Source organism: Paraconexibacter sp., from assembly GCF_041602235.1.
In the GTDB taxonomy this organism is placed as follows: domain Bacteria; phylum Actinomycetota; class Thermoleophilia; order Solirubrobacterales; family Solirubrobacteraceae; genus Paraconexibacter.
Window position 1 is genome coordinate 25397 of record NZ_JBFIGP010000003.1, and the last position, 13482, is coordinate 38878.

A 13482-nucleotide genomic window follows, 5' to 3' on the forward strand; every position below is an offset into this window, starting at 1 on the left:
GCTCAGGCCAGCGAGGACCGCTCGCGGGCGGGCACGGGATCCGGGGTCTCCTCGGCCGTCTGCGGCACGGCGAACCGGCCCACCACGGACTCCGAGAGCTTCCCGTGCACGAGCGACCGCAGGAACCCGTGGGTGACGATCACGTGGATCCGCGACTGGGTGTTCGTGTACAGGAAGCGGCTCAGCGAGCTCGCGATCGCGGGGTAGAAGTTGGCGACCTCGACATCGACGTGGAGGCACGACTTCCCGGGCGACACCGACGGCAGCCGCTGCACGTCGATCTCCAGATAGCCGTCGCCTTCGCGGCCCGAGGGGGCGACGAGCAGGCCTTGCTTGATGCGCCAGCGGACGATCCCGCGGTTGGTGTCCATCTCGTAGTCCGGGGCGTGGAAGCTGAGCAGCACGAGCGGGGATCGGATGAAGACGACGTGGCGCTCGCCCTCCGTGTACTCCACGCGGATGAGGCCCAGCGAGACCCTGGTCAGGAACGCCCAGTAGCTGCGGGCGAGGCGTTCGAGGTTCGTGGGGTTCCAGAGCCGCTGGAAGTCCTCGTCGGTCAGCGTCACGTCTGCCCCCTGCACCGACCGCACGGCGCCGGACGGGGCGATCTCGGTGCGGTCGTAGGGCCGGCCGATGAGCGTGTCGCCGAGCCGCCTCTCGCGGTTGAGGATGCGGCTCGCGCCGAGCACGAACGCGGCGAAGGCCCCCACCAGGGAGCCCACGACCGTCAGCAGGACGACGTAAGGGCGTCGCATGAGGGACGAGGCTACAAGGCCCGCCCCCGGGGCGGTCAGGCCGTGGCGGCCGGCTCCGCCAGGGCGGCACGGACCGCGTCGTCGAAGCCCATGGGCGTGTCGTTGAGCCCGGGCGGGGGTGGCGTGCGCACGATCATCTCCGCGCTCAGGCCGTCGACGAGTGGGCGTACGAGCCCGGTCTCCACCGGGGTGAACAGGCTCACCCAGTACGACGAGAGGCGGGGTGTGAGCACCGGCACGGGGACGATCGAGGGGGGACGGCGGCCTGCGACGGCGGCGAACCGCCCCATCATCTCGCGGTAGCTGAGGATGTCGGCCCCGCCCAGTTCGACCTCCGCAGGCGGGTCCTCCCACGTCGCCAGGCGCGCGAGGGTGGCGGTGACGTCCGCGATCGCGACCGGCTGGGAGCGGGTCTCGACCCAGCGCGGGGTCAGCATCACCGGCAGGCGGCGGGCGAGGTGGCTGAGGATCTCGAAGGAGGCGCTGCCGCGACCGATGACCATCGCGGCGCGGACGTGGACGAGGCCCGGGACGTGACGTCGCAGCACCTCGGCGGTCTCGGCCCGGCTGCGGAGGTGCTCGGACGCCCCGTCCGCACCGCCGGCCTCCAGGCCCCCGAGGTAGATCACCCGCTCCACGCCGGCCCGTGCCGCGGCGGCACCGAACGTGTCGGCCGCGCGCTTGTCGCGGTCGGCGAAGTCACCCCCGCCACCGCCGCGGCCCATCGAATGCACGAGGTAGTAGGCGGCGTCGACGCCCTCCAGGGCCTCGGCCAGGCCTTCGCCGGTGAGCACGTCGCCCTTGACGACCTCGACGTCCGCGGGGAGGTCGGCACGCTCCGGGCGGCGGACGAGGCAGCGGACCTCGTGCCCCGCCTCCAGCAGGACGGGCAGCAGCATGCCACCGACGTATCCGGTGACACCGGTGAGCAGGACGCGCGTGGGCATGGAGGGCAGCATTCCCTGTCTACGCGCCAGTACACCTGAGCGATGACCTCGGGGAGCGCCCGGGACGTATTCCCGGCACCGATCAGCAGGAGACCTTCAACATCGTGTTGAATCTTACCTCCGGGGACTGCAACAGATGAACGGACCAGAACTTCAGGCGCACGGCCACGGCCCCGCGCCCACCTCCGCGAACGGTGCCACGCTCGGCATCAAGGACGTCGCCGAGAGGACCGGGATCGCGGCGGGGACCATCCGGATGTGGGAGCAGCGCTACGGCTTCCCGGTGCCGCAGCGGACCGAGACGGGCTACCGGCGCTACGGGGACGAGGACGTGGAGGCCCTGCGCCGGGTCCTCGCCCTCCGTCACAGGGGCCTCTCGGTGCCTGCCGCCATCGCCCGTGCCCAGGAGAGCGGGGGACCGGACGACCGGCCTTCGATCTACGCCGCCGTCGCCTCCACCGACCATGGGGCCCGCCCGCAGACCCTGCGCAAGTCCACGCTGGTCGCCCTCTCCCGTGCGATCGAGCACGAGGCCCTGGCCCGCGGCACCAGCCCGGTGCTGATCGGCGCCTTCCAGCACGAGGAGTTCTACCGCGAGGTCGAGGCGCGCTACCGCCGCATCGCGCGTCAGGCCGATGCCGCGTGCGTGTTCGCCGACTTCCCGAGCGTTCGCAAGGAGGCCGGTGCACCGGTCGAGCTCCCGATCGGGCCGGAGGACGCGCTGGGGAACGAGTGGGCGGTCATCGTCGACGCGCCCGGGTACGCGGCCTGCCTGCTGGCGTGGGAGATGCCCGGCGTCACCGAGCCGGGCAGCCCCAACGACATGAACCGCCGGTTCGAGTCCCTCTGGACGGTCGATCCGTTCGCGACCCGTCGCGCGGCCCAGGTCGCCGCCCGGCTGGCCCGGCGTCAGGACGACGAGTACGGGCGTCAGCTCGAGGACCTCCTGGCCGACCGGCCCCTCGCCGTCGAGCAGCCCTCACCGGCGCTGACCGCGCTCACGAACCGCCTGGTCGCCTACCTCGAGTCCGCGGCGTCCTGAACGGCGGGCCGCGGGCCCTCAGAGCCGCTCGACGCTGACCTGCGCCCCGGCGGGGAGCTCGCCCGCGCCGCGCGGCACCAGCGCCAGGGCGTCGGCGGCGAGCATCGAGGTGAGGACGTGCGAGCCCTGCGAGCCGGTCGGCGTGGCCCGGTCCCCGTCCAGCGTCACCCGGATCATCTCGTCGCGCTGCGCGTTGCGCTGCACGGCGACGGTGAGGACCGCCCGTTCCCGGGGCAGGATCGCCGGGGCGCCCTGCAGCGCGAGCAGCGCCGGCCGGGCGAACAGCAGGAAGGTCACCATGGCCGAGACCGGGTTGCCCGGGAGCCCGAGCACGAGCTGGTCGCCCCGCGTGCCGAACCAGGTCGGCTTACCGGGGCGCAGCGCCACGCGCCAGAAGACCTCCTCCACACCGGCGGCGAGGAAGGCGTCCTTCACGTGGTCGTGCTCGCCGACGGAGACGCCCCCGGTCGAGATGAGCACGTCCGCGTCCGACAATGCGCTCTCGACCGCGGCGCGCGTGGCGTCCGCCGTGTCCGCCACCCGTGTCCGGGAGACGACCGTCCCGCCCGCCCGCGCGATGTACCCGGCCAGGGCCACGGCGTTGGAGTCGTGGATCCCCCCCGGGGGCAGCGGCTGCCCGACCGGGACCAGTTCGTCCCCGGTCGCCAGGAGCGCGACCCGCGGGCGCCGCGCGCACGGCACCGAGGCGGTGCCCGCCGTCGCCGCGACCCCGACGGCCGCCGGTCCCAGGACCGTGCCGGCCGCGACGGCGACCGTACCTCCCCGGAGGTCCTCTCCCGCGCCGCGCACGTTGTCGCCGGACTCGGAGGCGACGTGCACGGTGACCGTCCCGTCGTCGTTCGTGGTGGTGCGCTCGACCATGACCACGGCCTCCGCCCGTTCGGGCATGGCCGCACCGGTCGAGATCCGGATCGCCTCGTCCGGGCCGAGCGGGACCTCCGCGGGGGTCCCGGCGCGCGACTCCCCGACGATCCGCAGCCGCCGGTCGGCGGGCCCGGCGAAGACCGCGAAGCCGTCCATCGCGCTGTTGGGGAACGGCGGGACGTCGTGCGCGGCGATCACGTCGCGGGCCGCCACGCGGCCGAGCGCCTCGTCCAGCGGGACGTCCTCGGTCCCCAGCGGGCGGACGCGGGCGAGGATGGCATCACGCGCCGCATCGACGGACAGCAGGTCGGTCATGGGCGCATTCTCGCCCCTCTGACCGCGGGGAGCGGTAGAACACCACGCGATGCGCGACGCGGACGCGAGCACACCACGCAGGCCGCGACCGGTCCCCGACGCGCCGACGGCGCCGTTCGCGCTCGGGACCGGGCTGGCGAAGGCCTGGCTGCTCGAGCTCGTGGACGCGGCTCCGCTCGACCAGGTGGGGCAGTTGCCCACGGCCGCGCTGGCCCGTGAGGCCCCGGCGCTGTGCGCGGCGATCTGCCGGGCTCTCGCCGATGACGCCGCCCTGGACCGGCTCGCCCGTGGCGGAGCGGACGCCCCGATGGCCGCCCGCGTGGCGTCGCTCGCGGGGGTGACCGGGCCCGCAGGCGCGGTGCGCGCGCTCGAGGCGCTGCGCAGCGTGGCCTTCGCGGCGCTCCGGGCGGAGCTTCCGCGGCGGGACACGAGCCTCCTACCGGACCTCGCGGACCGGCTGGCGCACGTGTGCGGGGTCGTGGCCGCGACCGCCTGCGAGGACGCCGACGCGGGCAGTCTCGATGCGGTGCGATCGACGTACGACCTCGTCGAGCCGCACGACACCGTCGTGCTGCGTGATGTCCGGGACCGCTCCGACGAGGACGCGGCGTGGCACGACAGGCTCGCTCGCCGGCTCGAGCGCTACGGACGGGACGAGCGGCCCTTCGCGCTCCTGCTCGTGGAGATCGACGACTTCCCGACGCTGCTGCGCGCCCACGACGCCGAGGAGCTCGCCGTGGCGGTGCAGGCGTTCCAGCGGGCGCTGGCCGACGTGGCGACGCCCGGCGAGGTGCTCGCTCGGGAGGAGGACGGTCGTCACTGGCTCACGCTCGGCGACGCCGACGCCTCGCTCGCGCGGGACGTGGCGGCGGAGATCGCCGCGACGGTGCGCGAGACGGCGACGCTCCGCGGCGTCGGCGTGGCGGTCTCGATCGGTGTCGCCGCGTGCCCCGGTGACGGGGTCGAGCTGACGCCGCTCGAGGCGTGCGCGGACGAGCGCCTGTTCCTCGCCCGCGCCGCCGGCGTCCCGGTCTCCGGCTGAGTCCGACCCGCGCTCAGGGGCGCGGGAGCCTGGACAGGACGCCCTTGGCGACCTGCCGGCCGAGTCCGACGCCCAGCTGCGCCACCTCGCCGGCGGCCTGGATGGCCTGCGCCACGAGCTCGACGCCGGTGACCTGCGGGTCGCGGGCGGGAGCCTCGTCCGCCGGCTCCTGAGCGGACCGCTCGGGGCGGGTCATGACCGGGTCGAGGGGACGCGGCTCACGTGCGCCGCCGCGCGACGGGGCCGCGGCGGCAGCGGACTCGGGGGCGGTCGTCGCCCGGGAGGCCTTCGCCTTGGCCTTGGGCGCGGCGGTCTTGGCGGTCCTGGGCTTGACCGCGGCGGGCTTGGCGGTCTTGGGCTTGCCGCGCTTGGCGGTCGGGGTGGTCCCCGTGGCCCGGGCGGCGGCCTTGCCGGCCGCCGCGGCCTTCGCGCTCGCGGTGGTCTTTCCGGTGCCGGTGGGCTTGGCCTTGGCGGCGGCGGGCTTGGCCTTGGCGGCGGACGTGGCCTTGGCGGCGGTGGGCTTGGCCTTCGCGGCCGATCGGGCCGAGGTGGGGGCCTTGGCCGCGGGCGCCGCGGAGGGCCGGGCGGCGCGCTTGGTGCTGCGGCGCTGGGGGCGGGTGCGAGAGAGCCCGGAGAGGACGCCGGGTTCGTCGTCTGGCGGCGGTGCGGTAGGCGGGGTCACGCGCCGAATGATCACACGCGCCGGACCCGGCCGCAGCCCTCAAGCGGGGTCGAGGCGGTGCCGATGGTGAACTCGACGCGAAAACAGCACCGCAACTTGAAACGAACCCGCGCGTTCCGCGTAAGAGTCGGGGAGGGCGTGCGACCTGTCCACGGTCGTCCTCCACGATGCGCTCTTGACTTCATTAAGTAAAGCGGTACTATCCTGAACATACGCACGAATCGTAGGTTGGGCGTAGTGACGGCCTGATCCGATTCGTGCGGCTGCGTAACAGAGCACGATGCCGGATTCCCCCCTCAGGACGCCGGCGAACGGAACGGACACTCATGTCAGTAGTGGAACTGCAGGAACTCGAAGAGATCAAGAACCTCCTCGCCCGCGGGCAGCAGGTCGGCGTGCTCACGTTCGCCGAGATCGCCAAGGCCGTTGCCGAGATCGACCTGGACGAGTCCGACGTCGAGGAGCTCCACGGCTTCCTCGAGAAGGCCGAGATCGAGCTCGTGGAGGAGATCGACCCGGCGACCGCCGCCGCCAACCAGGTCGAGCGGGCACCGGACAAGCGTCGAGGCCGCAAGAAGTCGACCGCGCTCGACCTCAAGCCGGACATGACGACCGACTCGCTGCAGCTGTTCCTCAAGGACATCGGCAAGGTCCGGCTCCTCACCGCGCAGGAAGAGGTCGATCTCGCCAAGCGCATCGAGCGCGGTGACCTCGACGCGAAGCAGAAGATGGTGGAGTCCAACCTCCGCCTCGTCGTCTCGATCGCGAAGAACTACCGCAATCAGGGCCTGCCGTTCCTGGACCTCATCCAGGAGGGAACGCTGGGCCTGGTCCGCGCGGCCGAGAAGTTCGACTACCGCAAGGGCTTCAAGTTCTCGACCTACGCGACCTGGTGGATCCGTCAGGCCATCGCGCGTGCGCTCGCCGACAAGGCCCGCACGATCCGCATCCCGGTCCACGTCGTCGAGAAGCTCAACAAGATCGGCCGCGCCGAGCGCAAGCTCGTCACGGAGCTCGGTCGTGAGCCCACGGCGGACGAGATCGCCGAGGTCACCGGCATCGATCCCGAGGAGGTGGAGTCCATCAAGCGCTCGGCGCAGGCTCCCGTCTCGCTCGAGAAGCCGGTCGGCGACGAAGAGGAGTCGGAGTTCGGCCAGTTCATCGCCGACGAGCGCGCCGAGTCGCCCTACGAGCGCGCGGCGGAGATCCTGACCAAGGAGGCGTTGCGCGAGGCGCTGGAGAACCTCTCCTACCGCGAGCGTCGCGTCCTCGAGCTCCGCTACGGACTCGGCGGCGAGCATCCCCGCACGCTGGACGAGGTCGGTCGCACGTTCAACGTGACGCGCGAGCGGATCCGTCAGATCGAGAACCAGTCGCTGAAGAAGCTCCAGAGCCTCGCCGAGGCGCAGAAGCTCCGCGACGTCGCCTGACCCGCGCGCCGACCCGCAGATCGTTGCTCCGAGGGCCCCGCTGAGCGGGGCCCTCGGCGTTTCAGCCGAACGTCGGCGTTCAGTGCACTACGATCACCCGCCATGGACCTGAGGAGACGGGTGGTGCGCGCATGGACGTGCGCGGGGCTTGCGATGCTGCTCGCCCCGGGGTGGGCCGCGGCGGACACCGAGATGCGGCAGTCCTACGACCCGGCCTACGAGCTGGCCAACTTCAACAAGACCAACGAGCGCTTCGCGCACCTCGTCGCGCTCCCCGACTACCAGGCCGAGCTGCGGGTGAAGGGCGCGCAGCGCGAGCTCGAGGCGCTGCAGATCATCGCGACCGACGGTCCGGCGCGCGAGTACGGGCGCGTCTTCCAGGGGCAGCTCTGCTGGCAGCACATGGACGGGTGCGCCGGGGACACGCGGCTGTACGACTGGGCGGCGAACGGGTACGGCACCGTCCAGCCGGTCCTCTACACGGCCCGCAACGGGTCGACGATCTCCGGACACGTGTGGGCGACGAAGGCCGGCCCGGCAAAGCGGCCGGGCATCGTGATCACCAACGGCTCGGTCCAGGCACCCGAGGAGCTCTACTGGTTCGCGGCGCAGACGCTCGCCAAGGCCGGCTACGTGGTGATGACCTGGGACCCCCAGGGGCAGGGCTACTCCGACACCTTCGGGGAAGGGGTCGACCGTCAGGACGGCTTCCCGTCCCAGACCGGTCAGCCGTTCTACGACGGGACCGAGGACGCCCTGGACTTCTTCTTCTCCAGCCCTGATGCGGCGTACCGTCCGCGCGTGTCGTGCAGTTCCGGCACCGACCACACCGCCAAGCAGGCGGCCCGCGTCGCCGACGGACGCAACTCGGCCCACAACCCGTTCTTCGCCCTGCTGGACCCGAGTCGCGTTGGTGTCGTCGGCCAGTCGCTGGGCGCCGGGGCGGTGTCCTACATCGGGCAGATCGATCCGCGCGTGAAGGCGATCGTCGCCATGGACAACCTGTCCGCGCCGTCGAGCGGTCCGACCTGCACGTCGACTCCGGCCTCACGCCCCAAGGACCCCGACCTGACCAAGCCCGCACTGGGCCTCACGAACGACTACGCGCTGTTCGAGACCGCCAAGCAGTCGCTCCCCGACCCCAAGGCCAAGCAGGGGGGATCGAACCGGCTCACGGCCCTCGGCGTCGACACCGGCTCGATCGTGGTCCGCGGCGGAACGCACTTCGAGGGGGCGTTCATCCCCAATCCCGCGTTCGGCTCCACCCTCCGCGGCAACGACCTCTACGCCTGGTACCTGCGGGCCTGGTTCGATCGCTACGTCAAGCAGGACCCCGGCGCGGACGCCCCGCTCCTCGCCGACCGGTGGCGCAACGATCCGCTCGAGGCCGCCGTGGACAGCGCAGGGGACGGCAACCAGTTCTCGCAGTACTACCTCTCGAGGCTCGACGTGACGCGTGTCGGCAGCGGTGAGCGCGTCCGGTGCGAGAACCTGCGCGACGGGTGCCCGGCCATCCGGCCTGACGGGACCGCGCCGGCCACCTGGGGCTTCCTCGACTACGTGAACTCGAAGGACGCGGCCCCGGCGCCGGGCAGCCCCGCCGCCTCGCTGCCACCGGCCCAGCAGGCGCCCGCCGGCTCGGACGGGGCGCCGCCTGCCGGCAACGCCGGGGGTGGCAGCATCCTCGCCTGCCGCGACCGCGCGCGGCCGACGTCGCGCCCGACGCGCCGGACGAGCAGAATCACGCGGTCCGGCATCACCGTCCGCGGGAGGGCGAGCGATCGTGGCTGTGGCCCGAAGGGCCGTGGGCGCGTCGTGCAGGTGTCGGTGAGCGTCGCGCGCTCGGTCGGGAAGCGCTGTCGGTTCCTGCGGCAGAACGGGAGCTTCGGGCCCCTGTCCTCGTGCAGGAGGACCACCTACCTGCCCGCCCGCGGGACGACGACGTGGTCGTTCGTGCGGCGCCGCCGGATGCCGGCCGGCCGGTACACCGTCTGGACGCGCGCCGTGGACGCCGCCGGCAACGTGGAGCGCAAGGCCTCCAAGCGCAACCTGCTGCGCCCGCGCGTGCGCTGAGGCGGAGGGGTCTGCGCTCAAGGATCGGCGGAGGCGCGCCGATCCTGGCCCCGTGCCCTTCGACATCGACTCCGCCCTGACCCGTCTCGTCGAGGCGGGCGGCTCCGATCTGCACCTGAAGGTGCCCTCGACGCCGATGATGCGCGTCGACGGGGAGCTGCGCGCTCTCGAGGGCATGGATGCCCTGCGGGAGGACGAGACGACCGCGGCGGTCGACCACATGCTCGGCGCCGACGAGACCAAGCGCCAGGAGTTCGCCGAGCACGGAGAGGTCGACTTCTCCTACGCGATCGCGGGCCTGGCCCGCTTCCGCGTCAACGCGTTCCGCCAGCGGGGGTGGTGCTCGCTCGTCTGCCGCGCGATCCCGGTCTCGATCCGGACGATCGACGAGCTCGCGCTCCCCCCGGTCATCCGCGAGCTGGCGGAGGAGGAGCGCGGCATCGTGCTCCTGACGGGCACCACGGGCTCCGGCAAGTCGACGACCCTCGCGGCGATGATCGATCACATCAACGCGACGCGGCATCGCCACGTGATGACGATCGAGGACCCGATCGAGTTCCTGCATCAGGACAAGAAGTCCGTGATCAACCAGCGCGAGGTCGGCACCGACACCGCCGGGTTCAAGCAGGCGCTGCGGCGCGTGTTGCGCCAGGACCCCGACGTGATCCTCATCGGCGAGATGCGCGACGAGGAGACCGTGCAGACGGCGCTCAGCGCCGCCGAGACCGGACACCTCGTGTTCTCGACGGTCCACACCGTGGACGCCCCGGAGACCGTGAACCGCCTGATCGAGTTCTTCCCGCCGCACATGCATCAGCAGGTGCGCGCGATGATCGCCTCGACGCTGAAGGGCGCGGTGTCCCAGCGCCTGGTGCCGGCGGCCGAGGGGAGGGGTCGCGTGGCGGTCTGCGAGGTCCTGCGCATGACCGGGCGCGTCCGGGACATGATCATGGACCCCACCCAGACCGGCAAGCTCGGCGAGGTGATCGCGGACGGCGGCTACTACGGCATGCAGACGTTCGACCAGGCGCTGTTCCACCATCTGAAGGCCGGGCGGATCACCATGGACGAGGCGCTGCAGGCCTCCTCGGCGCCGCACGACTTCAAGCTGCTCGTGGCCGCCGACGGTCGTCGCGGGACGACGATGGACGATCTGGCCCAGGCGGAGTCCGAGCGGTCCACGCCGGTGAACGCGGCCGCGTCGCTGCGCTGAGACGGGGTCGTCCGACGCTTGACCTCGGTCCGGCCCTGCGACATGGTGCGCGCGTCCCACGAAGACCCCGCACGCCAAAGGACCAGCCATGAAGACCACGCTCTCGCAGTTCAACGAGATCGAGTCCACCGAGTCGTTCCATCTGCAGAACCACAAGCTCCTGAAGGTCGAGCTCAACCAGGTCACCATCCAGGCCAAGCTCGGCTCGATGGTCGCCTACCAGGGCGACGTGTCGTTCGAGCACGCGGGATCGGGCGGCGTCGGCAAGTTCATGAAGAAGGCCATCACCGGTGAGGGTCAGAGCCTGATGAAGATGAGCGGCACCGGCGAGGTGTTCCTGGCCGACGACGCCCAGGACATCCACCTGATCTACCTCGAGGACGACAAGATCACGGTGAACGGGCCGAACCTCCTGGCGTTCGACTCGGGGATCACCTGGGACATCGAACGGGTGCAGGGCGCGAGCAGCATGATGGGCGGTGGCCTGTTCAACACCGCGCTGAAGGGCACCGGCTGGGTCGCGATCCTCTCCGACGGTCCCCCGGTCCTGCTGGACGTCGCCTCGGCGCCGACGTTCGCCGACGCGCAGGCGGCCATCACCTGGTCCTCGGGCGTCTCGACGTCGATGAAGACCGACTTCAAGATGAAGAACCTGATCGGGAAGGGCTCCGGGGAGGCCCTGCAGATGGCGTTCTCCGGTCAGGGGTGGGTGCTGGTGCAGCCCTCGGAGGGGCGGGTGACCCCGACGTCCGGTGGGTCCAACAGCCCGCTCGGGGGCATCCTGGGCGGGAACTGAGCGCGGGGCTCAGGCGGCTGCGGGGGCGGGGGCGGTGCGCCCGCCCGGCGCGGCCCCTTCGCCGCAACTGCCCTCGGCCTCGAGCCACCGCGCGCCGTACTCCCGCATCCCGTCGATGATCGGCAGGAGGGCACGGCCCTTCTCGGTCAGGGCGTACTCCACGCGTGGCGGGACCTCGGGGAAGGTGCAGCGCTCGACGATGCCTTCCTCCTCCAACGCCCGCAGGCGCAGGGACAGGGTGCGCGGGCTGATCCCGGTGAGCGAGCGCTCGAGCTCGCAGAAGCGCGACCGCCCCTCGGAGAGGTCCCGTACGAGGAGGAGGGTCCACTTCCCGCAGACGACATCGGCGGTGCGGCAGACGGGACACGAATCGTCAACAGCCATGACTCCCAAGACTTTACCAAGTGAAGTGACCGGGTAGGCGCCGGCGCGCTCCGGTGGGCCGACCCGCGGGCGGCGACGCACGCTGCCTTGCAGCGGTGGGGAACGCAACCGTGAGCGTCGAACCGGGTTGGAGGGGCTGATGCCGCACCACTTGACACGTCGACGCCTGCTCGCCACCGGTGCCCTCGCCGGGGCTGCCGCGTTCGTGCCTTCAGGCGGCGGCATCACGTCGGCGTGGGCAGCCAGGCGCCGGCGTCCCCAGAGCTTCTCGATGGACGTCCCCGGGTCGGCGTTCCGGGGGGGCCGACAGACCGGCGTCCTCCGGGCACCTCGCCGGTTCGACCTGCTGGGCGTGCGCGGGGCCGGGGTCCGCGGCGCCGGTCTCGAGGTCCGCGCACGGCCCCGGGGCGGCCGGTGGAGCCGGTGGGCGCCGCTGGACGTCGCTCGCCACGGTCCGGACGACCGCGGCCCGCTCGCCGCCAGCGAGCCCGTCTGGGTCGGGGATGCCGACGAGCTGCAGCTCCGGGCCCGCCGCCCGCTCGGGGGGGTGCGCGTCGCGTTCGTCGCGGTGCCCGCCGACGCCCGGTCGGCAGCGACCGCGCGCGCGGCGACCGCTTCCGCGCGTGCCAGCCAGGCCGGGGGTGCGCCGCCGATCATCGGCCGCGACGTGTGGGAGGCGGGGCGCTGTCCGCCGCGCACGGGGCCGAGCTACGGGCAGGTGCAGATGGCCTTCGTCCATCACACCGTCTCGGCGAACGACTACACCGCGCGCGACTCGGCCGGGATCGTGCTCTCGATCTGCAAGTACCACCGGGACTCCAACGGCTGGAACGACATCGGCTACAACTTCATCGTCGATCGGTTCGGCCAGATCTTCGAGGGGCGCGCCGGGGGTGTGGACCAGGCCGTCATCGGTGCGCAGGCCGAGGGGTACAACCGCTTCTCCACCGGGGTCGCGAACCTGGGGACCTTCTCCTCGGTGCCGCAGTCCGACGCGGCGATCGACGCCCTCGGGCGGCTCATCGGATGGAAGCTCGCGGTGCACGGTGCTCCCGCGACCGGGACGGTCCAGGTGACGAGCGGAGGGGGCAAGACCAACCGCTATCCCAGCGGGCGTCTCGTCACGTTCGAGCGCATCAGCGGGCATCGGGACGGATGCTCGACCGAGTGCCCGGGCAACGCGCTGTACGCGCAGCTTCCCGCGATCCGCGCGCGGGCGGCGGGCGTCTCACCGGCCGTCGCCGCGGTGGCGCGGCTGTCGATCCGCGCGGCGGAGACCGCGGTGCCGTACGCCCAGCCGGCGGCGTTCTCCGGGCAGCTCACGGGAGCCGACGGGAACCCGGTCGGCGGGGTGCGCATCAACCTGCAGAAGCGCGGTTCCAGTGGCAGGTTCACGACGATCGCCCGCACCACCACGGAGCGCGACGGGTCGTTCGAGGTCGAGGCGCCGTGGCGGGCCACCGGCGTGGTGCGGGTGACCGCCCGGCCGGCGGAGGGGGCGGCGTCGGTCCGCTCACCGCGGGTGTCGGTGAAGATGACGCGTGCGCTCACCGCGGAGGCGGCCACCACCCGCATCCAGGCGGGACGCACCATCGCGATCTCCGGTCGGGTCCGGCCGCGGGCCGGGGTCCGGGTCCGCGTCGAGCGGGACGCCGGGGGCGGACGGTACGTGCGCGTCGCCGACGTGCCGGTCAAGGTCAAGGGGACGCGCTTCGCGGCCCGCCTGCGGCTTCGGAAGGCGGGGCTCTACCGGCTCACGGCGTACACGAGCAAGCGTGCCGGGTCCGTGGAGGCCGAGCCGCTGTTCGTCCGTGCCGTGCGGGACATCCGCAAGACCCCGGCTCCCGGATCGTCCGGGGGGACGACGCCCGCGTCCGGCGGGGCACCCTCGTCCGGCGGCGTCGCGGCGTCGACGGGC

At 72.6% G+C, this 13482-nt stretch carries 12 protein-coding genes; 7 read left to right on the plus strand and 5 right to left on the minus strand.

All coding sequences use genetic code 11. The features are described from left to right. Positions 1–2 precede the first annotated feature (2 nt). Together ABYE80_RS00465 and ABYE80_RS00470 are read right to left on the minus strand one after the other, a co-directional pair. Entirely contained in the window at positions 3–755 is a 753-nt protein-coding gene (locus ABYE80_RS00465; RefSeq protein WP_372787804.1) for a hypothetical protein, read from the minus strand. A gap of 35 nt (positions 756–790) precedes the next feature. Continuing rightward, the gene (locus tag ABYE80_RS00470) at positions 791–1702 is read right to left on the minus strand and encodes an NAD(P)H-binding protein (protein ID WP_372787806.1); all 912 of its coding nucleotides are present in this window, start codon (positions 1700–1702) and stop codon (positions 791–793) included. 136 nt (positions 1703–1838) lie between these two features. Between ABYE80_RS00470 and ABYE80_RS00475 the strand changes: the two genes are divergently transcribed. Beyond that, positions 1839–2744, plus strand: coding sequence for a DICT sensory domain-containing protein (locus ABYE80_RS00475; protein ID WP_372787808.1), 906 nt, complete (start codon positions 1839–1841; stop codon positions 2742–2744). A gap of 18 nt (positions 2745–2762) precedes the next feature. Here the strand turns inward: ABYE80_RS00475 and glp are convergent, their stop codons facing one another. After that, the gene (glp, locus tag ABYE80_RS00480; RefSeq protein ID WP_372787810.1) at positions 2763–3944 is read right to left on the minus strand and encodes a gephyrin-like molybdotransferase Glp; all 1182 of its coding nucleotides are present in this window, start codon (positions 3942–3944) and stop codon (positions 2763–2765) included. A gap of 49 nt (positions 3945–3993) precedes the next feature. Here glp and ABYE80_RS00485 point away from each other — a divergent pair, with 49 nt between their 5' ends. Next, entirely contained in the window at positions 3994–4986 is a 993-nt protein-coding gene (locus tag ABYE80_RS00485) for a diguanylate cyclase domain-containing protein (RefSeq protein WP_372787811.1), read from the plus strand. A 13-nt stretch (positions 4987–4999) separates the two neighbouring features. Here the strand turns inward: ABYE80_RS00485 and ABYE80_RS00490 are convergent, their stop codons facing one another. Beyond that, a complete protein-coding gene (locus ABYE80_RS00490) occupies positions 5000–5668 on the minus strand; it encodes a hypothetical protein (RefSeq protein WP_372787813.1) in 669 nt (222 codons plus the stop codon). 326 nt (positions 5669–5994) lie between these two features. Between ABYE80_RS00490 and ABYE80_RS00495 the strand changes: the two genes are divergently transcribed. The 4 genes from ABYE80_RS00495 (at position 5995) to ABYE80_RS00510 (ending at position 11180) form a co-directional block, all read left to right on the plus strand. After that, a complete protein-coding gene (locus ABYE80_RS00495) occupies positions 5995–7098 on the plus strand; it encodes a sigma-70 family RNA polymerase sigma factor (RefSeq protein WP_372787815.1) in 1104 nt (367 codons plus the stop codon). A gap of 102 nt (positions 7099–7200) precedes the next feature. Next, positions 7201–9171 carry an alpha/beta hydrolase gene (locus ABYE80_RS00500; protein WP_372787817.1) on the plus strand — a complete coding sequence of 657 codons (1971 nt, stop codon included), beginning with the start codon at positions 7201–7203 and terminating at the stop codon, positions 9169–9171. Between the two features lie 52 nt (positions 9172–9223). Further along, positions 9224–10384 (plus strand): type IV pilus twitching motility protein PilT, encoded by a 1161-nt coding sequence (locus ABYE80_RS00505; protein WP_372787818.1) that lies wholly within the window; start codon positions 9224–9226, stop codon positions 10382–10384. A gap of 88 nt (positions 10385–10472) precedes the next feature. Further along, positions 10473–11180, plus strand: a complete 708-nt coding sequence (locus ABYE80_RS00510) for an AIM24 family protein (RefSeq protein ID WP_372787820.1) — start codon at positions 10473–10475, stop codon at positions 11178–11180. Positions 11181–11189: 9 nt separating this feature from the next. Here the strand turns inward: ABYE80_RS00510 and ABYE80_RS00515 are convergent, their stop codons facing one another. Beyond that, positions 11190–11564 carry a winged helix-turn-helix transcriptional regulator gene (locus ABYE80_RS00515; RefSeq protein WP_372787822.1) on the minus strand — a complete coding sequence of 125 codons (375 nt, stop codon included), beginning with the start codon at positions 11562–11564 and terminating at the stop codon, positions 11190–11192. A gap of 139 nt (positions 11565–11703) precedes the next feature. Here ABYE80_RS00515 and ABYE80_RS00520 point away from each other — a divergent pair. Beyond that, on the plus strand, positions 11704–13482 hold a 1779-nt coding region (locus ABYE80_RS00520), incomplete at its 3' end, for an N-acetylmuramoyl-L-alanine amidase (RefSeq protein WP_372787824.1).